Origin of the sequence: Pseudomonas capeferrum, assembly GCF_013523055.1 — a bacterium.
Classification (GTDB): Bacteria; Pseudomonadota; Gammaproteobacteria; order Pseudomonadales; family Pseudomonadaceae; genus Aquipseudomonas; species Aquipseudomonas capeferrum_A.
Genome location: NZ_JAAMQM010000007.1, coordinates 150,756 through 175,756, shown reverse-complemented (window position 1 = coordinate 175,756; position 25,001 = coordinate 150,756). Strand labels below are relative to the sequence as shown.

The 25,001-nt window shown below is 62.3% G+C and carries 19 protein-coding genes; 11 read left to right on the top strand and 8 right to left on the bottom strand.

The genetic code is table 11. The annotated features are described in order from the left end of the window. Positions 1-2: 2 nt before the first annotated feature. Positions 3-962: an AAA family ATPase gene (locus tag G7009_RS10215; RefSeq protein WP_181129874.1), complete on the bottom strand. Its 960-nt coding sequence runs from the start codon at positions 960-962 to the stop codon at positions 3-5. Between the two features lie 340 nt (positions 963-1,302). On the opposite strand from G7009_RS10215, the gene G7009_RS10210 reads away from it, so the two are divergent. After that, on the top strand, positions 1,303-2,682 hold the full coding sequence (locus G7009_RS10210; protein ID WP_181129873.1) for a T6SS phospholipase effector Tle1-like catalytic domain-containing protein: 1,380 nt from the start codon (positions 1,303-1,305) through the stop codon (positions 2,680-2,682). A gap of 83 nt (positions 2,683-2,765) precedes the next feature. Here the strand turns inward: G7009_RS10210 and G7009_RS10205 are convergent, their stop codons facing one another. Beyond that, entirely contained in the window at positions 2,766-3,119 is a 354-nt protein-coding gene (locus G7009_RS10205) for a hypothetical protein (protein ID WP_181129872.1), read from the bottom strand. A 334-nt stretch (positions 3,120-3,453) separates the two neighbouring features. On the opposite strand from G7009_RS10205, the gene G7009_RS10200 reads away from it, so the two are divergent. Beyond that, positions 3,454-8,319 (top strand): NAD-glutamate dehydrogenase, encoded by a 4,866-nt coding sequence (locus G7009_RS10200; protein ID WP_181129871.1) that lies wholly within the window; start codon positions 3,454-3,456, stop codon positions 8,317-8,319. A gap of 673 nt (positions 8,320-8,992) precedes the next feature. Here the strand turns inward: G7009_RS10200 and ppsR are convergent. Continuing rightward, positions 8,993-9,811 carry a posphoenolpyruvate synthetase regulatory kinase/phosphorylase PpsR gene (gene ppsR, locus G7009_RS10195; RefSeq protein ID WP_181129870.1) on the bottom strand — a complete coding sequence of 273 codons (819 nt, stop codon included), beginning with the start codon at positions 9,809-9,811 and terminating at the stop codon, positions 8,993-8,995. A gap of 176 nt (positions 9,812-9,987) precedes the next feature. Here ppsR and ppsA point away from each other — a divergent pair, with 176 nt between their 5' ends. From ppsA to G7009_RS10155, 8 genes are all read left to right on the top strand, one after another. Beyond that, positions 9,988-12,363: a phosphoenolpyruvate synthase gene (gene ppsA, locus G7009_RS10190; RefSeq protein WP_181129869.1), complete on the top strand. Its 2,376-nt coding sequence runs from the start codon at positions 9,988-9,990 to the stop codon at positions 12,361-12,363. Positions 12,364-12,459: 96 nt separating this feature from the next. After that, a complete protein-coding gene (locus tag G7009_RS10185; RefSeq protein WP_181129868.1) occupies positions 12,460-13,452 on the top strand; it encodes an alpha/beta fold hydrolase in 993 nt (330 codons plus the stop codon). Positions 13,453-13,506: 54 nt separating this feature from the next. Beyond that, on the top strand, positions 13,507-13,998 hold the full coding sequence (rraA, locus tag G7009_RS10180; RefSeq protein WP_181129867.1) for a ribonuclease E activity regulator RraA: 492 nt from the start codon (positions 13,507-13,509) through the stop codon (positions 13,996-13,998). Positions 13,999-14,025: 27 nt separating this feature from the next. Further along, complete coding sequence (locus tag G7009_RS10175; RefSeq protein ID WP_181129866.1) at positions 14,026-15,021, top strand: zinc transporter ZntB; 996 nt, start codon at positions 14,026-14,028, stop codon at positions 15,019-15,021. A 116-nt stretch (positions 15,022-15,137) separates the two neighbouring features. Then, positions 15,138-15,386: a CrfX protein gene (locus tag G7009_RS10170; RefSeq protein ID WP_181129865.1), complete on the top strand. Its 249-nt coding sequence runs from the start codon at positions 15,138-15,140 to the stop codon at positions 15,384-15,386. 2 nt (positions 15,387-15,388) lie between these two features. After that, entirely contained in the window at positions 15,389-16,213 is an 825-nt protein-coding gene (locus tag G7009_RS10165) for a mechanosensitive ion channel family protein (RefSeq protein ID WP_181129864.1), read from the top strand. A gap of 89 nt (positions 16,214-16,302) precedes the next feature. Continuing rightward, on the top strand, positions 16,303-16,893 hold the full coding sequence (gene sigX, locus G7009_RS10160) for an RNA polymerase sigma factor SigX (protein WP_181129863.1): 591 nt from the start codon (positions 16,303-16,305) through the stop codon (positions 16,891-16,893). 111 nt (positions 16,894-17,004) lie between these two features. Next, entirely contained in the window at positions 17,005-18,045 is a 1,041-nt protein-coding gene (locus G7009_RS10155; protein WP_181129862.1) for an OmpA family protein, read from the top strand. Positions 18,046-18,209: 164 nt separating this feature from the next. Here G7009_RS10155 and cobA read toward each other — a convergent pair whose 3' ends face one another. From cobA to G7009_RS10130, 5 genes are all read right to left on the bottom strand, one after another. Next, positions 18,210-18,956: a uroporphyrinogen-III C-methyltransferase gene (gene cobA / locus G7009_RS10150; protein WP_181129861.1), complete on the bottom strand. Its 747-nt coding sequence runs from the start codon at positions 18,954-18,956 to the stop codon at positions 18,210-18,212. Between the two features lie 27 nt (positions 18,957-18,983). After that, positions 18,984-20,654, bottom strand: a complete 1,671-nt coding sequence (locus G7009_RS10145) for a bifunctional protein-serine/threonine kinase/phosphatase (protein ID WP_181129860.1) — start codon at positions 20,652-20,654, stop codon at positions 18,984-18,986. Positions 20,655-20,663: 9 nt separating this feature from the next. Next, positions 20,664-21,875, bottom strand: a complete 1,212-nt coding sequence (locus G7009_RS10140) for a nitrate/nitrite transporter (protein WP_181129859.1) — start codon at positions 21,873-21,875, stop codon at positions 20,664-20,666. Positions 21,876-22,050: 175 nt separating this feature from the next. Beyond that, positions 22,051-22,623, bottom strand: coding sequence for an ANTAR domain-containing response regulator (locus tag G7009_RS10135; protein WP_181129858.1), 573 nt, complete (start codon positions 22,621-22,623; stop codon positions 22,051-22,053). A 12-nt stretch (positions 22,624-22,635) separates the two neighbouring features. Further along, entirely contained in the window at positions 22,636-23,850 is a 1,215-nt protein-coding gene (locus G7009_RS10130) for a CmpA/NrtA family ABC transporter substrate-binding protein (RefSeq protein WP_181129857.1), read from the bottom strand. Between the two features lie 124 nt (positions 23,851-23,974). On the opposite strand from G7009_RS10130, the gene G7009_RS10125 reads away from it, so the two are divergent. Further along, positions 23,975-25,000: a quinone-dependent dihydroorotate dehydrogenase gene (locus tag G7009_RS10125; protein ID WP_181129856.1), complete on the top strand. Its 1,026-nt coding sequence runs from the start codon at positions 23,975-23,977 to the stop codon at positions 24,998-25,000. Position 25,001 lies beyond the last annotated feature (1 nt).

Below are 25,001 nucleotides of genomic sequence, written 5' to 3'. Positions count from 1 at the left end.
GGTCAGGCGACAGCGACGACGTCGAGAATGCGCTGGACCACGCGGTCCTGGTCGACGCCTGCCGCTTCGGCCTCGAACGAGAGGATGATGCGATGACGCAGCACGTCGAACAGCACCGCCTGGATGTCCTCGGGGCTCACGAAATCGCGTCCCGCGAGCCAGGCATGGGCGCGCGCGCAGCGATCCAGCGCGATCGAGCCCCGTGGGCTGGCGCCGTAGGCGATCCAGTCGGCGAGCTCGGCATCGAACTTGGCCGCGGTGCGCGTGGCCATCACCAACTGCACCAGGTACTCCTCCACGGCATCGGCCATGTACAGGCCGAGGATCTCCTTGCGCGCGGCGAAGATCGCCTGTTGGCTGACTCGCCGCTCCGGCTTGGTCTCGCCATTGAGCGCTTCGCCTCGCGCCTGCTGAAGAATCCGTCGCTCGACCGCGGCATCGGGAAAACCGATCTTCACATGCATCAGGAAGCGGTCGAGCTGGGCCTCGGGCAAGGGGTAGGTGCCTTCCTGCTCGATCGGGTTCTGGGTGGCCATGACCAGGAACAGCGGCGACAGGTCATAGGTGCTGCGCCCGACGCTGACCTGGCGCTCGGCCATGGCTTCGAGCAGCGCCGACTGTACCTTGGCCGGGGCGCGGTTGATTTCGTCCGCCAGCACCAGGTTATGGAAGATCGGGCCTTGCTGGAACACGAAGCTGCCGGTCTCCGGGCGATAGATCTCGGTACCGGTGATGTCGGCGGGCAGCAGGTCCGGGGTGAACTGGATACGATGGAACTGCGCCTCGACACCCTCGGCGAGTTCCTTGATGGCCTTTGTCTTGGCCAACCCCGGCGCTCCTTCGACCAGCATGTGGCCGTCGGCCAGGAGCACGATCAGCAGACGATCGACCAGCTTCTCCTGACCAAGGATCTGGGTGGAAAGAAAAGTGCGCAGCGCGTTCAGCGCTTCACGGTGTTCCATCGTCGACGGTTCCTGGAAAAAGGCCGGGGCAAGCTGGGACGCTGGTACCCGGGCGGGTCTGATACTTTAATGCATCCGGAGGGGCGGCGACCAATGGCGATACGGAAATTTCTCCTCCAGCCATGCGAGATGGACGCCACGGGACCGTAGCCGGGCGCCTGCCGCCCGTTCACGCCTGCATGAGACTTGTCGACGTCAGGCCGTAGGCGGCAGTGCCACGCGGCTGGTTTTTTCTTTACCTGCCTTGCATTGACTTTGCCTGCGACCTTTACCGAAGCGCCTGATTCATCCCTCGACCTCATTGGCCTTCCATTCGGCTTTTGTCGATGGGAGGTCGAAGATGGAGACGAAGGACAGGCAGCCGCCTCACGCCGTGAATCTGCGGTTCGGGGTGTTTTTCGATGGTACTGGCAACAACCGGGACAACGCGGTGAAGACCGGGGGCGGCGAGATCGACGACAGCGCTTCCTTTGATATCTCCGCAGTCACGCCAGCCTTGCATGGCAGTTATGGCAGCGCGCCAACCAATGTGGCATTGCTCTACGAGCTCTACAGAGAAGAAATTGGGGAGCCAGGCCGGGATCTTTTCCTCAAGACCTACATAGAGGGTATCGGCACCACCAGCGGTGGGGATGATTCAAGGTATGTGCAGGCGACGGGGCGCTGGCGGGGCGGTATCAGGCACCGTGTAGCGCAAGCGGTCGCGACAGTTTGCGAGCAGGTCGTTCGCGCCGCTTTCGCGCAACCGGCCAGGCGAATCGCCTCGATCCGCTTCGACTTGTTCGGGTTCAGCCGTGGCGCCGCGGCGGCAAGGCATTTTGCCAACGAGTTGCGTACAGGACCGCAGAGTGGCCTGGCGAAGGCGCTGCAAGGACATCCCGGCCTGTTCGTCAGCGAATTTTCCTGGAGTGCCGACCTGGATATCGCCTTTATCGGACTGTTCGATACGGTCGCCGCCGTCGTCTCGCCTCTGGCGGGCAACTTCAGCCCAGGCAACGAACGTTTTGCCGGATTGCGCCTGGGCTTGGGTGCGGACGTGGCAGGCAAGGTGGTGCAGTTGGTGGCTGCCGACGAGCACCGGGCCAATTTCGCGCTGGTGCGCACCGACAACGACATTCGGCTGCCAGGCGCCCATTCGGATATCGGTGGAGGCTATCTGCCGCGTATGCGTGAACGAGTGATGCTGTGCAAGCCATGCTCCAACCGGGTCTCGCGCTCCACACCCATTGAAAAAACCGCGGCCTATGCAAGCGTCGCCGCCAGGTTGGCCTCGATGAAGGGTGACCCGACGGTACGTATCGAAACCTGGGAGAAATGTGTGCGGGGAGATCGGCGCAAAGGGGAGGCGCCGGAGAAGCAGGTGTTTGCGGCCATTGTCCGCGAGCGGGAAGTGTTCGGACATCTGTCACGCATCTACCTGCGGATCATGTACGAGATGGCGCGCCAGCAGAACGTTCCGCTGATGGCGCTAGGTGAGGAACGGGAGCAGCTGCGTCTACCGCAGGAGCTGAAAGAGGTCTGTCGCAAGCTTCGCGAGCATGCGATGGGGCGGCGTGGCGATCAAGGCCTGGACGCGGCCGAGCTCGCGATGCTGAGCGCCCGGTACGTTCATACCTCCGCGCACTGGAATCCGCCTCTCGACCAGGGCAACACCGCATTGGACGTTTTCTATGTCAATCGACCGGCAGCGGGAGGACGGGTCTGTCTCGACAATGTCTGAGGGCAATGGCGTTGGCGTGGGTGCCGAGTCGTCGGAAGACTCGGCACCCGCCGTGCCGGCGAGCGACCCGGCAGGCACCCGCTTCAGCGTTCGCTGACGTATGTGCCCGTACCCTCGAGAATGTTCCGCAAGGTCAACTCCACTTCGTCGAGGTCGCCGGCGGGGGTGGCGTGGAGAATTTCCAGATGGTCATCGCCTCGCAGCGCGTCGCTATCGCCGGCGGCCACCTCGATCAGCAGGCGGGACGGGCCGAAGGTGACCTTCAAGCCATCGAGCGTCGAAGGCTCATCATCCAGCGTCAGGTCGACGGTGTCTTCGTCCGGATAGCGAGTGAGCAGGAACATCCGGCCCTGGTCGCTGTGGCAGCACAGGGTGGCCATGTTGTCTTCCTCATCGTCGCAGGGCGTAGCGAAGAGCAGGGCGGTTTTCAATTGCATGGGCGACTCGATCGGAGGAATGAAATGGAATTCTGCCACCCTTCGGCCGCTCCATGAATAGGTGGCTACCGGGCATTGACCGAATATGTCGCAGCGCTGCAAGCCCTGACGACCGGTCAGTCGTTAAGCTGCCCAGTCGATGGACATTCGTAAAGACACAGCCTGCGCGCAGTCGTCTTTGCACATGCCCATCCGCGAAATGGATGAGCGTGCCAGTCACGTTCAACGCCTGGTTTCATCGTCCTGCCACCACGGATTGACTATGGTTGATTCCGTACACGGCGGACGCACGCGACGCTTCACTCAGACAAAAAGCCCAAGCGGAGTACCACAGATGGCGTTCTTCACTGCAGCCAGCAAAGCCGACTTCCAGCAGCAGTTGCAAGCGGCCCTGGCGCAACACATCAGCGAACAGTCACTGCCACAGGTGGCACTGTTCGCCGAACAGTTCTTTGGCATCATTTCCATGGCCGAGCTTACCCAGCGCCGGCTCTCCGACCTTGTCGGCTGCACTCTTTCTGCCTGGCGCATCATCGAGCGCTTCGATCCCGAACACCCTCAGGTCCGGGTCTACAACCCCGATTACGAACGTCATGGCTGGCAATCGACCCATACCGTGGTCGAAGTGCTGCACCATGACCTGCCATTTTTGGTCGACTCCGTGCGCACCGAGCTGAACCGCCGCGGCTACAGCATCCACACCCTGCAGACCACGGTACTGAGCGTGCGTCGCGACGACAGGGGCGACCTGCTCGAGCTGCTGCCCAAGGGCACCCAGGGCGAAGGCGTCGGCCATGAGTCGCTGATGTACCTGGAGATCGACCGCTGCGCCAATGCCACCGAGCTGGCGACTCTTGCCCGTGAGCTGGAGCAGGTGCTGGCCGAAGTGCGGGTGGCCGTCGCCGACTTCGAGCCGATGAAAGCCAAGCTGCGTGAAGTCGCCGCGTTGGTCGAACAGACACCCTATGGCCCGGCGCATCACGAGAAAGGCGAGGTCACCGCATTCTTCGAGTGGCTGCTGGACAACCACTTCACCTTCCTCGGCTATGAAGAATTCACCGTGCAGGCCGATGCGCAGGGTGGCCGCATGGTCTACGACGAGCAGTCGTTCCTGGGGCTGACCCGTCGCCTGCGCGCGGGGCTGAGCGCCGAAGACCTGCGTATCGAAGACTACGCCGTCGCCTACCTCAATGAACCGTTGCTGCTGTCCTTCGCCAAGGCCGCGCTGCCGAGCCGCGTGCACCGTCCGGCCTACCCGGACTACGTGTCGATCCGCCAGCTGGACGCCGAAGGCAAGGTCATCAAGGAATGCCGCTTCATGGGCCTCTACACCTCGTCGGTGTATGGCGAGAGCGTGCATTCGATTCCGTATATCCGTGGCAAGGTCGCCGAAGTCGAGCGCCGCTCCGGGTTCGACGCCAAGGCCCACCTGGGCAAGGAGCTGACCCAGGTCCTCGAGGTACTGCCGCGCGACGACCTGTTCCAGACTCCGGTCGACGAGCTGTTCGGCACGGTCATGTCGATCGTGCAGATCCAGGAGCGCAACAAGATCCGTGTGTTCCTGCGCAAGGACCCGTATGGTCGATTCTGCTACTGCCTGGCCTATGTGCCGCGGGAAATCTATTCCACGGAAGTGCGGCAGAAGATCCAGCAGGTCCTGATGGACCGCTTGAAGGCCAGCGACTGCGAGTTCTGGACCTTCTTCTCCGAATCGGTACTGGCGCGGGTTCAATTGATCCTGCGGGTCGATCCGAAGAACCGCATCGATATCGATCCCCAGCAGCTTGAAAACGAAGTGATCCAGGCCTGCCGCTCCTGGCAGGATGACTATTCGACGCTGGTGGTGGAGAACTTTGGGGAGGCTCAGGGCACCAATATCCTCGCCGAATTCCCGAAGGGCTTCCCGGCCGGCTACCGGGAGCGCTTCGCCGCCCACTTGGCGGTGGTCGACATGCAGCATGTGCTGGCCCTGTCCGAGAGCAAGCCGCTGGTCATGAGCTTCTACCAGCCGCTGACCCAGCTCGGCGAGCGCTTGCTGCACTGCAAGCTGTACCACGCCGATACGCCGCTCGCGCTGTCCGACGTGCTGCCGATCCTGGAAAACCTCGGCCTGCGAGTCCTCGGCGAATTCCCTTATCGCCTGCGTCATGCCAGTGGCCGGGAGTACTGGATCCATGACTTCGCGTTCACTTACAGCGAGGGCCTGGACCTGGATATCCAGCAGCTCAACGACACGCTGCAGGACGCCTTCGTGCACATTGTCGGCGGCGACGCCGAGAACGATGCGTTCAACCGCCTGGTGCTCACCGCCGGTCTGCCCTGGCGCGATGTCGCGTTGCTGCGCGCCTATGCCCGCTACCTCAAGCAGATCCGTCTGGGCTTCGACCTGGGTTATATCGCCAGCACCCTGAACAACCACACCGACATCGCCCGTGAGCTGACGCGGTTGTTCAAGACCCGCTTCTACCTGGCGCGCAAGCTGACGCGCGATGACCTCGAAGACAAGCAGCAGCGTCTTGAACAGGCCATCGTCACTGCCTTGGACGAGGTCCAGGTGCTCAACGAAGACCGCATCCTGCGGCGCTACCTGGACCTGATCAAGGCTACCCTGCGTACCAACTTCTACCAGACGGACGTCAACGGTCAGAGCAAGTCCTATTTCAGCTTCAAGTTCAATCCCAAGCTGATCCCCGAGCTGCCCAAGCCGGTACCGAAATTCGAAATCTTCGTCTACTCGCCGCGTGTCGAAGGCGTGCACCTGCGCTTCGGCAACGTGGCGCGTGGCGGCCTGCGCTGGTCGGACCGCGAGGAAGACTTCCGTACCGAGGTGCTCGGCCTGGTCAAGGCCCAGCAGGTCAAGAACTCGGTCATCGTCCCGGTCGGTGCCAAGGGCGGCTTCCTGCCTCGTCGCCTGCCGCTGGGCGGCAGCCGTGACGAGATCCAGGCCGAGGGTATCGCCTGCTACCGGATCTTCATTTCCGGCTTGCTGGACATTACCGACAACCTCAAGGAAGGCGGCGTGGTGCCGCCGACCAACGTGGTGCGCCACGATGACGACGACCCCTACCTGGTGGTGGCGGCGGACAAAGGCACCGCGACCTTCTCCGACATCGCCAACGGCATCGCGATCGACTATGGCTTCTGGCTGGGCGACGCCTTTGCCTCGGGTGGTTCGGCGGGCTACGACCACAAGAAGATGGGCATCACCGCCCGTGGTGCGTGGGTCGGCGTGCAGCGGCACTTCCGCGAGCATGGCATCAATGTCCAGGAAGACCCGATCACCGTGATCGGCATTGGCGACATGGCCGGCGATGTCTTCGGCAATGGCTTGCTGATGTCCGAGAAGCTGCAGTTGGTGGCGGCGTTCAACCACCTGCACATTTTCATCGACCCTGATCCGGACACGGCCAGCAGCTTCGCCGAGCGCAAGCGTCTGTTCGACCTGCCGCGCTCGGCCTGGACGGACTACGACAGCAGCCTGATCTCCGACGGTGGCGGGGTCTTCCCTCGTAGCGCCAAGAGCATCGCGATTTCGCCGCAGATGAAAGAACGCTTCGCCATCACGGCCGACCGCCTGACGCCGACCGAGTTGCTCAACGCACTGCTCAAGGCACCGGTCGACCTGCTGTGGAACGGCGGTATCGGCACCTACGTCAAGGCCAGCAGCGAGAGCCACGCCGATGTGGGCGACAAGGCCAACGACGCACTGCGGGTCAATGGCAACGAGCTGCGCTGCAAGGTAGTGGGCGAGGGTGGCAACCTCGGCATGACCCAATTGGGCCGTGTCGAGTTCGGCCTGCAGGGCGGCGCGACCAATACCGACTTCATCGATAACGCTGGCGGCGTGGACTGCTCCGACCACGAGGTCAACATCAAGATCCTGCTCAACGAAGCAGTGCACAATGGCGACATGACCGAGAAGCAGCGCAACCAGCTGCTGGGCAGCATGACCGACGAAGTCGCCACGCTGGTGCTTGGCAACAACTACAAGCAGACCCAGGCGCTGTCCTTGGCCGCGCGTCGTGCCCGTGAGCGGATTGCCGAGTACAAGCGCCTGATGGCGGATCTCGAAGGGCGGGGCAAGCTTGACCGTCCTATCGAATTTCTCCCGTCCGAAGAGCAGTTGGCCGAGCGTCTGACCGCCGGGCAGGGCCTGACTCGCGCCGAGCTGTCGGTGCTGATTTCCTACAGCAAGATCGACCTCAAGGAGCAACTGCTCAAGTCGCAGGTGCCGGATGACGATTACCTGACCCGCGACATGGAGACGGCCTTCCCGCCGTCCCTGGTCAGCAAGTTCGGCGAGGCCATGCGCCGCCATCGCCTCAAGCGCGAGATCGTCAGCACGCAGATCGCCAACGATCTGGTCAACAACATGGGCATTACCTTCGTCCAGCGGCTCAAGGAATCCACGGGCATGAGCCCGGCCAATGTCGCCGGCGCCTACGTGATCGTGCGCGATATCTTCCATCTGCCGCACTGGTTCCGCCAGATCGAAGCGCTGGACTATCAGGTCCCGGCCGAGATCCAGCTGACCTTGATGGACGAGCTCATGCGCCTGGGCCGCCGTGCTACCCGGTGGTTCCTGCGCAGCCGGCGCAACGAGCAGGATGCCGGACGCGATGTCGCCCATTTCGGACCGAAGATCGCTCAGTTGGGGCTCAAGCTCGACGAATTGCTGGAAGGGCCGACTCGCGAACGCTGGCAGGTGCGCTACCAGAGCTTCGTCGAGGCTGGCGTGCCTGAACTGCTGGCGCGGATGGTTGCCGGTACCACGCACCTGTACACCCTGTTGCCGATCATCGAAGCCTCGGACGTTACCGGCCAGGAGCCGGCGCAAGTGGCCAAGGCCTTCTTCGCGGTCGGCAGTGCCCTGGACCTGACCTGGTACTTGCAGGAGATCAGCAACCTGCCGGTGGAAAACAACTGGCAGGCCCTAGCCCGCGAGGCGTTCCGCGACGACATCGACCTGCAGCAGCGTGCGATCACCATCTCCGTGTTGCAGATGAACGATGCGCCCGCGGACATGGACGCACGCGTGACAGTGTGGCTGGAGCAGCATCGAGTCAGGGTCGAGCGCTGGCGCGCCATGCTCGAAGACCTGCGCAACGCCACGACTATCGATTACGCGATGTATGCCGTGGCCAACCGCGAACTGGTCGATCTGGCCATGAGCGGGCAGGGGGTCGTGGTGCCCGCCTGATAACCGGCGAGCTGCAAGTGGATCGCTTGTGGTCCGCTTGCGGCGTATGGCGTTGTTTGAAACCAGAAAGCCCCGGAAGGGGCTTTTTGGTTTTCAGTGTGGCGGTGATGCGCAGGGCTCAAGGTCGGGTGAGGGCTGCGAAGCGCTTGCCGGTAGTTTTATGGCGTTCTTGAGATCGAGCGCCGCGCGGGCGGCGCTTCGCGGGGTGCATGCCTTTGGATTTTAGCGTCCTTGAGATCGAGCGCCGCCCGCGCGGCGCTTCGCGGGGTGCATGCCTTTGGATTTTAGCGCCCTTGAGATCGAGCGCCGCCCGCGCGGCGCTTCGCGAGTAAACTCGCTCCCACATTTGTTGCACCGTGCCATGGCCTGATAGGTCGAGTTCTTAGCCTTGTGTGTACGACAAAGAGATCGAGGGGGTAGCAACAGCCTTTATGCAATCTTCAGCCAAGCCCCAAAGGCTGACAACGCCTCTCTCACAGGCCATGGCACGGTGCAACAAATGTGGGAGCGAGTTTACTCGCGAAGCGCCGCGCGGGCGGCGCTCGATCTCAAGGGCGCTAAAAAACCCAAAGACATGCACCCCGCGAAGCACCGCGCGGGCGGCGCTCGATCTTGAGAGCGCCAGAAAACTACTGGCAAGCGCTTTGGGCTATCACCCTCTCCCTGCGCTCCCTCACTTGAACCGCCGTTCGACCCCTTTCTCCACCAGGATCTTGGCCGAAATCTCTTCGACCGAGAAATGCGTGGAGTTGATGTTCGGAATGTTCTCCCGGCGGAACAGACTTTCCACCTCGCGAACCTCGAACTCGCACTGGGCGAAGCTCGAGTAGCGGCTGTTGGGCTTGCGCTCGTGACGGATAGCGGTCAGGCGATCAGGATCGATGGTCAGGCCGAACAGCTTGTGATGGTACTTCTTGAGCGCCACCGGCAACTGCAGATGCTCCATGTCGTCTTCGGTCAGCGGGTAATTGGCGGCGCGGATGCCGAACTGCATGGCCATGTACAAGCAGGTCGGGGTCTTGCCGCAGCGCGATACGCCCACCAGGATCAGATCGGCCTTGTCGTAGTAATGGGTGCGCGCGCCGTCATCGTTGTCGAGGGCGAAGTTGACCGCCTCGATGCGCTCCATGTAGTTGGAGTTGCCGCTGATCGAGTGCGACTTCCCGACCGAATAGGACGAATGAGCCGTCAGCTCCTGCTCCAGCGGCGACAGGAAGCTCGAGAAGATGTCGATCATGAAACCGTTGGAGGTCGCCAGCACTTCGCGGATGTCCTGGTTGACGATAGTGTCGAAGATGATCGGTCGTACACCATCGCGCTCGGCCGCCGCGTTGATTTGCTGGACCATGGTCCGGGCTTTGTCCAGCGTGTCGATATAAGGACGGGTAGCCTTGTTGAAGGGAATGCTTTCGAACTGTGCCAGCAGGCTTTGCCCCAGGGTCTCGGCCGTGATGCCCGTGCCGTCGGAGATGAAGAACGCGGATCGTTTCATTTGCACCCTGGGCCTTAAGCTGCTGAAAGTTTCTGGATATGATAGGTTCGGTTTGCCGAACACGGTTGTCCGGCATTCTCACTTATTTTCCAGGTCCAGGCCACACGCGTCCGGTCACCCCTGACGGGCCGACGGACGCCCTGAGCTTTTCCAACACAGTTAGTGGAGAGAACACCTTGGTAGAGTACGTAGTTTCCCTCGATAAGCTCGGCGTCCACGATGTGGAGTACGTCGGGGGCAAGAACGCATCCTTGGGCGAGATGATCAGCAATCTCGCCGGTGCCGGTGTTTCTGTACCCGGCGGCTTTGCGACTACGGCTCAGGCCTATCGCGATTTTCTCGATCAGAGTGGCCTGAACGAGCGCATCCATGCCGCGCTCGATGCGCTGGACGTCGACGACGTCATTGCCCTGGCCAAGACCGGCGCGCAGATCCGCCAGTGGGTCATGGACGCCGAGTTCCCGGCGCGTCTGGACGCGGAAATCCGTACCGCCTTCGCCGAAATGTCCAAGGGCAACGACAACATGGCGGTGGCCGTGCGCTCCTCGGCCACCGCCGAAGACCTGCCGGACGCCTCCTTCGCCGGCCAGCAGGAAACCTTCCTGAACATCCGTGGCGTCGACAACGTGATCCGCGCGGCCAAGGAAGTCTTCGCCTCGCTGTTCAACGACCGCGCCATCGCCTACCGCGTGCATCAGGGCTTCGACCACAAGCTGGTGGCCCTGTCGGCCGGCGTGCAGCGCATGGTCCGTTCGGAAACCGGTACCGCGGGCGTGATGTTCACCCTTGACACCGAGTCGGGCTTCCGCGACGTGGTGTTCATCACCGGTGCCTACGGCCTGGGCGAGACCGTGGTCCAGGGCGCGGTCAACCCCGACGAATTCTACGTGCACAAGCACACCCTGCAGGCCGGTCGCCCGGCGATCCTGCGCCGCAACCTGGGCAGCAAGGCGATCAAGATGATCTACGGCGACGAGGCCAAGGCTGGTCGCTCGGTCAAGACCGTCGAAGTCGACCGCGCCGAGCGTGCGCGTTTCTGCCTGAGCGACGCCGAGGTCAACGAGCTGGCCAAGCAGGCCATGATCATCGAGCAGCACTACCAGCGCCCAATGGACATCGAGTGGGCCAAGGACGGTGACGACGGCCAACTGTACATCGTCCAGGCGCGCCCGGAGACCGTGAAGAGCCGTGCCAGCGCCAACGTCATGGAGCGCTACCTGCTCAAGGAAAAGGGCACCGTCCTGGTCGAAGGCCGTGCCATCGGTCAGCGCATCGGTGCTGGCAAGGTCCGCGTGATCAACGACGTGTCCGAGATGGACAAGGTCAAGCCCGGCGACGTGCTGGTCTCCGACATGACCGACCCGGACTGGGAACCGGTCATGAAGCGCGCCAGCGCCATCGTCACCAACCGCGGCGGGCGTACCTGCCACGCGGCGATCATCGCCCGCGAGCTGGGCATCCCGGCCGTGGTCGGCTGCGGCAACGCCACCCAGGTGCTCAAGGATGGCCAGGGTGTCACCGTATCCTGCGCCGAAGGCGATACCGGGTTCATCTTCGAAGGCGAGCTGGGCTTCGATATTCGCCAGAACTCGGTCGACGCCATGCCCGACCTGCCGTTCAAGATCATGATGAACGTCGGCAACCCCGATCGCGCCTTCGATTTCGCTCAGCTGCCCAATGCCGGTGTCGGCCTGGCGCGCCTGGAGTTCATCATCAACCGCATGATCGGCGTGCACCCCAAGGCCCTGCTGAACTACGCAGGCCTGCCGTCGGAACTCAAGGAGAGCGTCGATAAGCGAATCGCCGGTTACGACGACCCGGTCGGCTTCTACGTCGAGAAGCTGGTCGAAGGTATCAGCACCCTGGCCGCCGCCTTCTACCCGAAAAAGGTCATCGTGCGCCTGTCGGACTTCAAGTCCAACGAGTATGCCAACCTGATCGGCGGCAAGCTGTACGAGCCGGAAGAAGAAAACCCAATGCTGGGCTTCCGTGGCGCGTCGCGCTACATCAGCGAGTCGTTCCGTGACTGCTTCGAGCTCGAGTGCCGCGCCTTGAAGCGCGTGCGCAACGAGATGGGCCTGACCAACGTCGAGATCATGGTGCCGTTCGTGCGCACCCTGGGCGAAGCCAGTCAGGTCGTCGACCTGCTCGCCGAGAACGGCCTGGCCCGCGGCGACAACGACCTGCGCGTGATCATGATGTGCGAGCTGCCGTCCAACGCCATCCTTGCCGAGGAGTTCCTCGAGTACTTCGACGGCTTCTCCATCGGCTCCAACGACCTGACCCAGCTGACCCTGGGCCTGGACCGCGACTCGGGCATCATCGCCCACCTGTTCGATGAGCGTAACCCGGCGGTGAAGAAGCTGCTGGCCAATGCCATCCAGGCGTGCAACAAGGCTGGCAAGTACATTGGCATCTGCGGCCAGGGCCCGTCGGATCATCCGGACCTGGCCAAGTGGTTGATGGAGCAGGGCATCGAAAGCGTGTCGTTGAACCCGGACTCGGTACTCGAGACCTGGTTCTTCCTGGCCGAGGGCCAGACCAGCGCCTGATGCAATGGATGCAGGGGGCGTGCCTGTCACACCCCTGCGGTTTTTCTCAGGGCGAGTTCCAGCGATGGTTCACGCCCTTTTTCGTGCAAGTCTCTTATGCAAAGCAGCAGTACCCTATTTCCCGTCGCGTTGCTCAGTGCCGAGCGTCGCGGCGATCTCAGCGAAGATGTCTATCGCATCAAGGCCGGCAACAGTCCTGATCCAAGCGTCGAACTGGCATTGACCCGTCTGGGCATCGTCCATCAGGGCAGTGTCCAGGGCGTGCCGGTCATCCTTGTGCACGGCAGTTTTTCCAATCGGCGCTTCTGGTACTCGCCCAAGGGCATTGGCCTGGGCGCCTACCTGGCGCGCGCGGGTTTCGATGTCTGGATTCCGGAGATGCGCGGCCATGGTTTGTCGCCCCGCAACCGCCATTGGCGCGACAACCAGGTAGCCGACTACGCGCGTTATGACGTGCCGCTGATCGCAGCGTTCGTCCAGGAAAAAACCGGACAGGCGCCGCACTGGCTTGGTCATTCGCTGGGCGGTACGACCTTGGCGGCGGCGTTGGGTGGGCACTACCTGGACCCTTCGCTGGTTGCCAGCGTGGCCCTGTTCGGAACCCAGGTCAGTCGCACCTACTGGCCGCTGAAGGTGCCGCCCGTGGCTTGGGGCGGGCGATTGCTGCTCAAGCGATTCGCTCACTTGTCCGGCACGCGTCTGAAGCGCGGTCCGGAAGATGAGCCGATCGGCCTGGCCTTGGAGAACCTGCGCTGGCACGGTCTGTTCGGGCGCTTCGGCGACCGCGATCGTGACTGGTGGGCCGGCTTGGCCGAGGTGGACGTGCCGCTGCTTGCCGTCGCCGGGGCAGGAGACTTCCAGGATCCGGTGTGGGCCTGCCGCAAGCTTTTCGAGCAATGGGGCGGGACGCGCAAGCAGTTCCTGCGTCTGGGGCGCGAGGAAGGGTTCGACCCATTCGGTCATGTCGACATGCTGGTCAGCAAGGCCGCGCAGCAACAGGTCTGGCCGCTGGTGGCCCGCTGGCTGGAGAACCCCTTGGAAGCTCTGCATCGATCGACGCAGATGATGGTTTCGCCAGCGTCCGGTTGACGCTAGGCTAGTCATCCTGCAAGACCCCTACATCCTTATCGATTGGAGTTCGCCATGCAGCACTACCTCACCCCCGACCTCTGCGATGCCTATCCGGACCTGGTCCAGGTACTGGAACCGATGTTCAGCAATTTCGGTGGTCGCGATTCCTTCGGAGGGCAGATCGTCACCATCAAGTGCTTCGAGGACAACTCGCTGGTCAAGGAACAGGCCGAGCAGGATGGCAAGGGCAAGGTCTTGGTCGTCGACGGTGGGGGCTCCTTGCGGCGCGCACTGCTGGGCGACATGATCGCCGAAAAGGCCGCACGCAACGGCTGGGAAGGCTTGGTGATCTACGGGTGCGTGCGCGATGTCGATGTACTGGCGCAGACCAGTCTCGGCGTGCAGGCCCTGGCCAGTCACCCGATGAAGACCGACAAGCGTGGCATCGGCGATCTGAACGTGGTCGTGACCTTCGCCGGCGTGACCTTCCGTCCGGGCGAGTATGTCTATGCCGACAACAACGGCGTCATCGTCTCGCCAAGCCCTTTGCAGATGCCGGAGTGACGCGCCACGAGCGCTGATGGAGCAGGAATGTTCGAGGAAGACAACGCGCAGTGGGGGCTCGTACACGCCTTGGTGCTCAATGGTAAAGGTGGTGCGCGTTCGATAGCCCGGACCGAACTGGACGACTTGCAGTTGCAGGCAGGGCAGAGCCTCTGGCTGCACTGGGATCGCAGTCATCCACAGACCCGCAGCTGGCTTTCCCGCGAAGGGGGGTTGAGCGAGTTCGCCCGTGACCTGCTGCTGGAAGAAAATACACGTCCGCGGCTGTTGCCGTTGAGCCAGGAGCAGATGCTGCTGTTTCTGCGCGGAGTGAACCTCAATCCTGGCGCCGAACCCGAGGATATGGTCTCGGTGCGCATCTTCGCCGAAGCCCGGCGTGTCATCTCGTTGCGCTTGCGGCCGCTGCGCGCCAGCGATGAAATCATCCAGCAGTTGGCCGAGGGGCGGGGGCCGAAGACTGCCTCCGAGCTACTTCTGGTCATGGGCGAGTTGCTGACCGAAAAGGTTCAGGCGCTGGTCAGCGACCTCTCCGAGATGGTTGATATCGAGGAGGAAAAGGTCGAGTCCGACGAACGGTATACGCCGGTGCATGGCACGCTTCAGCAGATTCGTCGCAGGGCTGCCGGGTTGCGCCGTTTCCTGGCCCCTCAGCGAGACATCTATGCCCAACTGTCGCGGCATAAGTGGAGTTGGTTCGCCGACAGCGACGGCGACTACTGGAACGAGCTGAACAATAGCCTGATCCGTTATCTGGAGGAGCTCGAGCTGACCCGCGAGCGTGCCGCCCTGGTGCTTGAAAGCGAGGATCGGCGCCGCAGCGAGCGGATGAATCGAACCATGTACCGCTTCGGTATCATCACCTGCATCTTCTTGCCCATGAGCTTCGTCACCGGCCTGCTTGGTATCAATGTCGGCGGCATACCCGGCTCCGACAGCCCTTATGGCTTTCTCTACGCCAGCCTGATCGTACTGGGTCTGGCGGTGGGGCAGTGGTGGCTGTTTCGACGTTTGCGCTGGGTATGAGAGGTCGATGAGCCTTCACCGCCGATGGTCGATGCAACCGGGAACATTCCGACCCTGGCCCCGTGTGACCCATTGGCCATCACACTCGTCTTTGACTGACATTGCGCGAGGTGCCCATGCACGATCCGTTTGAAGAATCCCTGCGCGACCTGCTCAAGGCGTCGCCGTCCGGCAATGACCGGGACGATGCCGCCTGCCTGGGCCGCGTTCTCAAAACCGCCAACCGCCAGGTCGGCGCGGGCGATCTGTTCACCTTGCTGGGCCGTTTCAGCCAGGCATTGATGATCGCCCTGAACAATGGCTCGGCGCATGTCGCGCCGGTGCGCCGCAAACCTGCCGCAGGCAAAGCTGATAAGGCCGATTGAATATGGAACTTGATCTCTGGACACAGAGCCTGGTCGCTGCCATGACCGCCCTATGGACCAAGGTGGCGAACTTCATCCCCAACCTGTTCGGCGCGCTGGTCGTGGTGCTGCTCGGTTTCGTGGTCGCCAAACTGCTGGACACGCTGCTGTCCAAGCTTCTGGCCAAGCTCGGCCTGGATCGCCTGATGGGCGGCACCGGGCTGACCAAGATGCTCGGGCGCGTCGGCATCCAGGTACCGATTTCGACGCTGATCGGCAAGATAGTCTACTGGTTCGTACTCCTCATCTTCCTGGTGTCCGCGGCCGAGTCGCTGGGCTTGGAACGGGTATCGGCGACCCTCGACATGCTCGCTCTCTACTTGCCGAAGGTGTTCGGTGGCGCATTGGTCCTGCTGGCAGGCGTGCTGCTGGCGCAACTGGCCAATGGTCTGGTCCGCGGCGCCGCCGAAGGCATCGGGCTGGAGTACGCTGCCGGGCTCGGGAGAATCGTGCAGGGCCTGGTGATCCTCATCAGCATTTCGGTGGCCATCAGCCAGCTCGAAGTCAAGACCGACCTGCTGAACCATGTCATCGTCATCGGATTGATTACCGTTGGTCTGGCCATTGCCTTGGCCATGGGCCTTGGCAGCCGTGAAATCGCTGGACAGATTCTCGCGGGGATCTATGTTCGCGAGCTCTATCAGGTTGGCCAGCAGGTGCGGATTGGAGAGGTCGAAGGGCAGATCGAAGAGATCGGCACGGTCAAGACCACTGTGCTGACCGATGAGGGCGACCTGGTGTCGATGTCGAATCGGATCCTACTCGAGCAGCGCGTGACCAGTCGCTGATTGCCCAAAAGCTGTTAATGTATGCCGCCGCAAAAATGGCCCTTGGGGGTCGAGCGGCGACATTGACCTGACTGTCGGCCAGATCCGTTTTGAATAAAGTTCAATCGCTGCCCATGCGCTACGACCCACGCGAGCTCACTGACGAGGAATTGGTGGCGCGTTCGCATGAGGAGCTGTTTCATGTGACCCGCGCCTATGAGGAGCTCATGCGGCGCTACCAGCGTACCCTGTTCAACGTCTGTGCACGTTATTTAGGGAACGACCGGGATGCTGATGATGTCTGTCAGGAAGTGATGTTGAAGGTGCTGTACGGTCTGAAGAACTTCGAGGGAAAATCCAAGTTCAAGACCTGGCTCTACAGCATCACTTACAACGAGTGCATTACCCAGTATCGCAAGGAGCGCCGCAAGCGGCGGCTAATGGACGCCCTGAGCTTGGATCCTGTTGAAGAGGCTTCCGAGGACAAGGCGCCCAAGGCCGAAGAAAAAGGCGGACTGGATAGATGGCTGGTGTACGTGAATCCGATCGATCGGGAAATTCTGGTGCTGCGCTTTGTCGCGGAACTGGAATTTCAAGAGATCGCGGATATCATGCACATGGGCCTGAGCGCGACGAAAATGCGTTACAAACGCGCGCTCGACAAGCTGCGCGAGAAATTTGCCGGGTTGGCTGAAACTTAGTGGCCCGCAAATACCTCTAACCAACCGGCGAGTTCTGTTAGACTTGCCGCCGAGTTGTCCCCCCGGATTTTGGTGGGACTGCTTAACTATCACCAGATGGGGATTTAACGGATGAAATTGAAAAACACCTTGGGCTTGGCCATTGGTTCGCTTGTTGCCGCCACCTCGATTGGCGCTCTGGCACAAGGTCAAGGCGCCGTCGAAACCGAAATCTTCTACAAGAAAGAATTCTTCGACAGCCAGCGCGACTTCAAGAACGACGGCAACCTCTTCGGTGGCTCGATCGGTTACTTCCTGACCGACGACGTCGAACTGCGTCTGGGCTATGACGAAGTACACAACGCGCGTGGCGACGACGGCAAGAATATCAAGGGCTCCAACACCGCTCTTGACGCCGTTTATCACTTCAACAACCCGTACGACGCTATCCGTCCGTACGTATCCGCCGGTTTCTCGCACCAGAGCCTGGGCCAGACTGGCCGTGGCGGTCGTGACCACTCCACCTTCGCCAACGTTGGCGCTGGCGCCAAGTGGTACATCACCGACATGTTCTACGCCCGTGCCGGCGTTGAAGCTCAGTACAACATCGACCAGGGTGACACCGAGTGGGCACCTAGCGTCGGTGTCGGCCTGAACTTCGGTGGTAGCCCGAAAACTTCCGAGCAGCCAGTTGCTCCGGCTCCAGTTGCCGACGTCTGCTCCGACAGCGACAACGATGGCGTCTGCGACAACGTCGACAAGTGCCCTGACACCCCAGCCAACGTTACCGTTGACGCTGACGGCTGCCCAGCTGTCGCCGAAGTCGTACGTGTAGAGCTGGACGTCAAGTTCGACTTCGACAAGTCGGTCGTGAAGCCAAACAGCTACGGCGACATCAAGAACCTGGCTGACTTCATGAAGCAGTACCCACAGACCACCACCACTGTTGAAGGTCACACTGACTCCGTCGGTCCTGACGCTTACAACCAGAAGCTGTCCGAGCGTCGCGCCAGCGCCGTCAAGCAGGTTCTGACCCAGCAGTACGGTGTCGAGTCCAACCGTGTTGATTCGGTTGGCTACGGTGAGACCCGTCCGGTTGCCGACAACGCCACCGAAGATGGTCGCGCTGTTAACCGTCGCGTAGAAGCACAGGTTGAAGCCCAGGCCAAGTAATTGGTTTGACGCCTCATGAAAAACCCGGCCTCGGCCGGGTTTTTCTTTGTCTGAAATTCATGATCCAAGCGTTGGATGACGGTCGTACATGCTAATGGCAGGCACCAGCGGCTGGCGCGGATCAGGCTATCGTTGGCCTTGGCATAAGGCGCCCATTTCGGTTTTCATCCTGCCAACATCCGTAATTCAAGCGATGCCGGCGTCGCCGCGCCTACCACGTCACCGATCACCAGAATTGCCGGACTGCGCAAACCGAAAGCTCTGGCGTCTTCCTCCATGCGTTGCAGTTGGCTGCGGCACTCACGTTGCTGCGGCAGCGATGCATTTTCGATCATTGCCACCGGTGTGCCGGATGGCATGCCCGCTTCGAGCAAGCCGCGGCGGATGGTATCCAGGCGCGCAACCCCCATGTACAGCACCAAGGTAGTACCACCCTCTACCAGACCACCCCAGTTCAGCTCGCTATCGTCTTGGGTATGGGCCGTCACGAGGGTGACGCCGCGGCTGATACCGCGCAGGGTCAAGGGGATACCGCATTGCGTGGCGCCGGCAAGCCCCGCCGTGATGCCGTTGACGATCTCGACTTCGACGCCTTGCTCCTGCAACCACAGTGCTTCTTCGCCGCCGCGACCGAAGATGCACGGATCGCCGCCCTTGAGCCTTGCCACGCAGCGACCTTGCCGGGCGTGACGCAGCATCAGGCGCTGGATGAAAGCCTGTGGGGTGGAACGGCAGCCACCGCGCTTGCCCACGGGAATGATACGAGCTTGCGGGCAGTGTTCCAGTATCGCTGGATTGACCAGGTCATCGATCAGTACCACCTGGGCCTCGCGCAAGGCTCGCAGCGCCTTGAGGGTAAGCAGTTCGGGATCTCCTGGGCCTGCGCCCACCAGCCAGACTTTCGCGTTCATGATATCTCCTCAGGCAAATCGCACCGGTCAGCCCTTGAACAGGACGAACAGCATTATCAGGTTGATCGATAGGGACAACAGCGCCAGCCCGCGCCACACTTTCAGCGGTTCGCGTTCCAGCAATGGGCGCGCGCGCCGCGCGGGTGCCTGGCAATCGCCCTGTTCCAGTAACAACAGCCATTGTTCGGCTGTCTCGAAACGCTGCTGCGGCTTCACGGCAACAGCCTGTTCCAGGTTGTGCTGCAGCCACTCCGGAAGGTCGGGACGATAGCGGCCTGCATTGACCGGGGCGCCGAAGCGTGGACGTTGGAAAGCTTCCACCTCGCCATAGGGGTAGTGACCGGTCAGCAGGTAGTACAAGGTAACGCCTACGGCATAGAGATCCTGACGCGGGTTCGGCGCGACTCCCTCGAAGCCCTCCGGCGCGATGAATGAGGGTGTGCCTGGCAGCTCGTGAGGACGGTCCTCGCAAAGGCCGGGGCAATACGCCAGGCCGAAATCGAGCAGCCGCAGTTGCCCGTCCTCGCCCAGGTGCAGGTTCTCCGGCTTGATATCGCGATGCACCAGGTTGCGCCGGTGCAGTATTCCCACTGCCTGCAAGAGCTGGCGCGCCAGTTCCTGCCACTGCTGCAAAGGCAGCGGGCCGCGGCTTGCGAACAACGCCGCCAGACTCTGGCCAGGGTACTCGCGCATCACGTAGTACAGGTGCTGACGTTGGGTGGCCGGATGTACCTCGGGGAAATGACGCCCCGCGACCCGGCGCAGGAACCACTCTTCCATGAGCAGTGCCTGAAGCGTGCCGGCTTCCTGCTCACGGGATCCCGGAAGGGTCTTCAGCAGCCAGGGTTGCTGCTGGCTGTCGCGGACCCGATAAAGCAGGGACTGGCGGCTTTGCGCAAGCAGCGAGTCGACCTGCCAGCCATCCAAGGCCTGACCGCCACGCAGGGCAGGGGGTAGCGGCCAGTGCTGCAGCCGTGCCAGGGTATCGCTAAGGTTGACCGGGCCAAGCTGATCGACCCGTACCAGCAAGGCGCTGGCGTTGTCCTGGCTCCCGCTGAAGTGTGCGCTGCTGACCAAGGTTTCGGCAGCGCCCTGCAGGTCGGTCTGTTCGCGCAGCACGGCCTGGATCTGCCTGTCGTTCAAACTTGCCCATACCCCGTCGCTGACAAGCAGGAAACAGTCACCAGTCTGCAGTTCGCCGTCGAGGTAGTCGACCAGCAGGTGTTCGTCCAACCCCAGTGCGCGCTTGAGCACATGCTGCATGTCAGGCTGGTCCCAGACGTGCTCCTGGCTCAGGCAGCGCAGCGTGCCGTTGCTCCAGCGATAGACCCGGCAATCGCCGACATGGGCCAGGGTGAAGCGACGTCCGCGCATCACCAGCGCGCTGAGCGTGGTCAGTAGCGGTTGACCGTTGCCTTGGGCGCGTAGCCAGCGATTCTGCGCCAGCAGCAGCCGATCCAGCGCTTGCGCGACGCTCCAGGTGCCTGGCGTCGCATAGTAGTCCAGGGCCAGGGCCTGCAGGCTGGCCCGTGCGGCCAGGCCACCGTCGGCGCATTGGCTGACGCCGTCGGCGATAGCGAACAGGTACCCCTTGCTGGCGGCCAGCTCCGGTGCCGGAGTGACCAGGCGCAGGGCATCCTGGTTTTCCGCGCGCGGTCCGGTGGCGCTGGCGTGGGCAACGCTCAGTTGCAGGCTCATGGGTGTGCCTCAGACCCGTGCCGCCGTGACCGCGGCCGAGCCCCACGTGGTGCGCCAGCGCTGCTTGACCCCATGCAGACCGAACCAGGCAAGCAATCCCAGGCTGGCGAACAGCCACAGGGCCAGTTGGTAATCACCGGTATGCTGCTTGATGGTGCCCAAGCCCGCCGCCAGCAGGAAACCACCGATACCGCCCGCCATGCCGATCAGTCCGGTCATGACCCCGATCTCCTGGCGGAAGCGTTGTGGCACCAGCTGAAACACCGCGCCGTTGCCAGCGCCGAGGCCGAGCATGGCACTGATGAACAAGGCCAGGGCAGCGGTAGCGCTTGGCAGGTTGAAGCCAACCGCCGCGACGCAGATGGCGGCCACGCTGTACATGGCCAACAAGGTGCGAATGCCGCCGAAGCGATCGGCCAAGGCACCGCCCAGCGGGCGCATGAGACTGCCGGCGAAGACACAGGCAGCCGTGTAGTAGCCCGCCGTGATCGGGCTGAGTCCGTACTGGTCATTGAAATAGCCAGGCAGGGCGCTGGCCAGGCCGATGAACCCACCGAAGGTCACGCTGTAGAAGAACATGAACCACCAGCTGTCACGATCACCAAGGGCCTTGAGGTAGTCCGCCATGGCCTTGGGCTTGGGACGTTCCGGCGCGTTGCGGGCGAGCAGGGCGAACAGGATCAGGGTCAGCACCAGTGGGATCACGGCAAATCCGAAGACGTTGTTCCAGCCGAAGCTCGCCGCCAGCAGCGGCGCCAGCAAGGCGGCGAACACCGTGCCCGAATTGCCGGCACCGGCGATACCCATGGCTTTGCCCTGATGTTGCGGCGGATACCACTGCGACGCCAAGGGCAGCGAGACGGCGAACGAGGCGCCGGCCACGCCCAGGAATACCCCGAGCAACAGCGCCTGTTCATAGCTGTGCACGCCCATGTGCCAGGCGCAGTACAAGGCAACGATCACGATCACCTGGCCGATGAGCCCTGCGGTCTTGGGCGACAAGCGGTCCACCAGCACGCCCATGACGAAGCGCAGCACGGCCCCGGCAAGAATAGGGGTGGCGACCATCAGGCCGCGCTGCTGCGTGGTCAATTGCAGGTCGGTGGCGATCTGCACTGCCAGGGGACCGAGCAGGTACCAGACCATGAAGCTCAAATCGAAATACAGGAACGCGGCGAACAGCGTGGGCACATGCCCGGATTTCCAGAAGCTCGTATTCATCGAAGGCCTCGCTCAGCGTGCAAGTCACGCCCTGTCTGCACAGGGCTGGAACGAAAAAGACGCCGCTACCCGTTCCACTGGATCTGGAAGGGTGAGCGACGTCTTTGTCGTGAGATCGGCAACCGCCGTTGGCTACCTGTGAGGAATGAATAGCAAGAGCCGGGCCAGATGTAAGTCAGCCAAGCAGCTCATGCATGGCGATGACTTGGTCGGCCACCTGGATGAGTTTCTGTTGCTTGCTCATGGCCTGTCGGCGCATCAGCGTGTAGGCCTGTTCTTCGTTGCAATCCTTCATCTTCATCAACAAGCCCTTGGCCTGTTCGATGCGCTTGCGCTCGGCCAATTGCAGGTCACGGGCCAGCAGTTGGGCCTTGAGCGCCTGATCGCTCTCGAAACGAGCCATGGCGACATCGAGGATCGGCTGCAGACGCGAAGCCTGGATCCCTTCGACGATATAGGCGCTGACACCGGACTGGATCGCTCGACGCATGACGTCCGGGTCGTGCTCGTCGGTGAACAGCACGATGGGGCGGGGCTGGTCGCGACTGACCATGATCACCTGTTCCATCACATCGCGTCCCGGTGACTCGGTATCGATCAGTACCACATCCGGACGCACCGTTTCGACGCAATCAGGCAGATCGATGGTCAGGCCCGCGGCTTCGATCACTTCGAAGCCTGCCTCGATCAGCGCGGCCTTGAGTCGGCCCATTTTCTTTTCTGTATCGTCTATCAACAGGATGCGCATGTTCATGCTCCCTCAAGCGCCAACGCGGGCGGTGGGGTAGTCGCCCAGAGCGTGCAGGCGGAAGCTGCGCGCATAACCGTGCGGATCGCTGCCATCCCAGCGGATGCCGTCGATGAGCAGGCTGCTGCGCATGGGCAACTGCGGGCAGGACAGGCCTAATGCACCTGCAGCCTCGCGGTACAGGGTCAGTTGCTGGACCTGGCGGGCAACCTCAAGGTAATCCGGATCATCGCGCAACAGGCCCCAGCGGCGGAACTGAGTCATGAACCACATGCCATCGGACAGGTAGGGCATGTTGGCACGCCCCTCGTCGAACATTCGCAGCGCATGCGGATCGTGCCAGCGATTGCCCAAGCCATCCTGGTAGTCGCCCAGCAGGCGCGGTTCGATGCTGCTTACGGGGGTATCGAGGTAGGCCGCGTCACTGAGCAGTTGAGCGGTGCTGCGTCGGTTCTCCTGGCTCTGCTCGATGAACCGGCTGGCGGCAAGAATGGCCATCACCAGCGCGCGTGCGCTGTTGGGGTACTGTTCGACGAACGCGCGTGCGCAGCCCAGTACCTTTTCCGGGTGATCCGGCCAGATCGATTGGCTGGTGGCCAGGGTAAACCCTTGGCCCTGGGCCACGGCGTCGGCCGACCACGGTTCGCCGACGCAGAAGCCGTCGATGCGGCCCGCCTGCAGGTGGGTGATCATCTGCGCGGGGGGCACTACCACGCTGTCGACATCGTGTAGTGGATGGATGCCCTGGCTGGCAAGCCAGTAATACAGCCACATGGCATGAGTGCCTGTGGGAAAGGTCTGAGCGAAGGTCAATCGTGCGCCATGCTGGTGCACCAGCCGCGACAGTGCTTCGGGACTGGTCACGCCTTTGTGCATCAGCGCGCTGGACAGGTTGATCGCCTGTGCATTCTGATTCAGGCCCATGAGCACGGCCATGGCACCAGGTGGAACACCACCGATGCCCAAATGCACGGCGTAGATCAGGCCGTAGAGACTGTGCGCGGCATCCAGCTCACCGCTGACCAGCTTGTCGCGTAGCCCTGCCCAGGAAGACTGGCGCTTGAGGTTGAGTGTGAGGCCATAAGGTTGAGCAAAGCCTTGGGTCGCGGCTACCACGATCGGCGCGCAGTCGGTCAGGGCCATGAAGCCGATGTTTAGGCTGGGTTTTTCCGGAGCGTCGCTGCCGTTGACCCAGGCCAGAGGCATTGCGGGAGATGTTGTATTCACGAGGTCCTCGCCTGTACTGATAGGCAGTGGCACTCGATGAAGCAACCCATATGCCAAGGCCCTGTCGTCCGGGCGACGCCCTGGCTATAATCGCTCCCTCACTCACGCCGAGTCTTGCCCGCCCATGTATAACCTGGCCCGCCAGCTGCTGTTCAAGCTTTCACCGGAAACCTCCCATGACCTGTCACTGGACCTTATCGGTGCCGGAGGCCGCTTAGGGCTCAATGGGCGGCTGTGCAAGCAGCCGGCGGCATTGCCGGTGACCGTCATGGGGTTGAGCTTCGCCAATCCGGTCGGCCTGGCAGCCGGCCTGGACAAGAACGGTTCCGCCATCGACGGGTTCGCCCAGCTGGGTTTCGGCTTCGTCGAGATCGGCACGGTGACCCCACGCCCGCAGCCAGGCAATCCGAAGCCGCGTCTGTTCCGTCTGCCGGAAGCCACTGCGATCATCAACCGCATGGGCTTCAACAACCTGGGCGTCGACCATCTGCTGAGCCGCGTGCGCGCGGCGCGGTACGACGGCGTCCTGGGGATCAACATTGGCAAGAACTTCGACACGCCGGTCGAGCGCGCGGTGGATGATTACCTGATCTGCCTCGAAAAGGTCTATGACCATGCCAGCTACGTTACCGTCAATGTCAGCTCGCCCAACACACCGGGCCTGCGGTCCTTGCAGTTCGGTGATTCGTTAAAGCAGTTGCTCGAAGCCCTTGGCGCGCGCCGTGAACAACTGGCCCTTCAATATGGCAAGCGGGTGCCGCTGGCGATCAAGATTGCCCCGGACATGTCCGACGAGGAAACCGCTCTGGTGGCCGCCGCACTGCTGGAAACAGGAATGGATGCAGTGATCGCGACCAATACGACCTTGAGCCGTGAAGGCGTCGAAGGGCTGCCTTGCGGTGGCGAAGCGGGTGGTCTGTCAGGCGCGCCGGTGCTTGCGAAGAGCACCCATACCGTGAAGATGCTGGCGCAGGCGTTGGGTGGCAAGTTGCCCATCATCGCCGCCGGGGGGATTACCGAGGGACGGCACGCGGCCGAGAAGATTGCTGCAGGCGCCAGTCTGGTACAGATCTACTCGGGCTTCATCTACAAGGGGCCGGCTCTTGTGCGTGAAGCGGTGGATGCCATCGCTGCCATGCCGCGTACCTGAA

Bases quoted from the DNA above. Each gene is read 5' to 3' on its own strand.
- G7009_RS10215 (WP_181129874.1), bottom strand. From the start codon at position 962: ATGGAACACCGTGAAGCGCTGAACGCGCTGCGCACTTTTCTTTCCACC.
- G7009_RS10210 (WP_181129873.1), top strand. From the start codon at position 1,303: ATGGAGACGAAGGACAGGCAGCCGCCTCACGCCGTGAATCTGCGGTTC.
- G7009_RS10205 (WP_181129872.1), bottom strand. From the start codon at position 3,119: ATGCAATTGAAAACCGCCCTGCTCTTCGCTACGCCCTGCGACGATGAG.
- G7009_RS10200 (WP_181129871.1), top strand. From the start codon at position 3,454: ATGGCGTTCTTCACTGCAGCCAGCAAAGCCGACTTCCAGCAGCAGTTG.
- ppsR (WP_181129870.1), bottom strand. From the start codon at position 9,811: ATGAAACGATCCGCGTTCTTCATCTCCGACGGCACGGGCATCACGGCC.
- G7009_RS10185 (WP_181129868.1), top strand. From the start codon at position 12,460: ATGCAAAGCAGCAGTACCCTATTTCCCGTCGCGTTGCTCAGTGCCGAG.
- rraA (WP_181129867.1), top strand. From the start codon at position 13,507: ATGCAGCACTACCTCACCCCCGACCTCTGCGATGCCTATCCGGACCTG.
- G7009_RS10175 (WP_181129866.1), top strand. From the start codon at position 14,026: ATGTTCGAGGAAGACAACGCGCAGTGGGGGCTCGTACACGCCTTGGTG.
- G7009_RS10170 (WP_181129865.1), top strand. From the start codon at position 15,138: ATGCACGATCCGTTTGAAGAATCCCTGCGCGACCTGCTCAAGGCGTCG.
- G7009_RS10165 (WP_181129864.1), top strand. From the start codon at position 15,389: ATGGAACTTGATCTCTGGACACAGAGCCTGGTCGCTGCCATGACCGCC.
- G7009_RS10155 (WP_181129862.1), top strand. From the start codon at position 17,005: ATGAAATTGAAAAACACCTTGGGCTTGGCCATTGGTTCGCTTGTTGCC.
- cobA (WP_181129861.1), bottom strand. From the start codon at position 18,956: ATGAACGCGAAAGTCTGGCTGGTGGGCGCAGGCCCAGGAGATCCCGAA.
- G7009_RS10145 (WP_181129860.1), bottom strand. From the start codon at position 20,654: ATGAGCCTGCAACTGAGCGTTGCCCACGCCAGCGCCACCGGACCGCGC.
- G7009_RS10140 (WP_181129859.1), bottom strand. From the start codon at position 21,875: ATGAATACGAGCTTCTGGAAATCCGGGCATGTGCCCACGCTGTTCGCC.
- G7009_RS10135 (WP_181129858.1), bottom strand. From the start codon at position 22,623: ATGCGCATCCTGTTGATAGACGATACAGAAAAGAAAATGGGCCGACTC.
- G7009_RS10125 (WP_181129856.1), top strand. From the start codon at position 23,975: ATGTATAACCTGGCCCGCCAGCTGCTGTTCAAGCTTTCACCGGAAACC.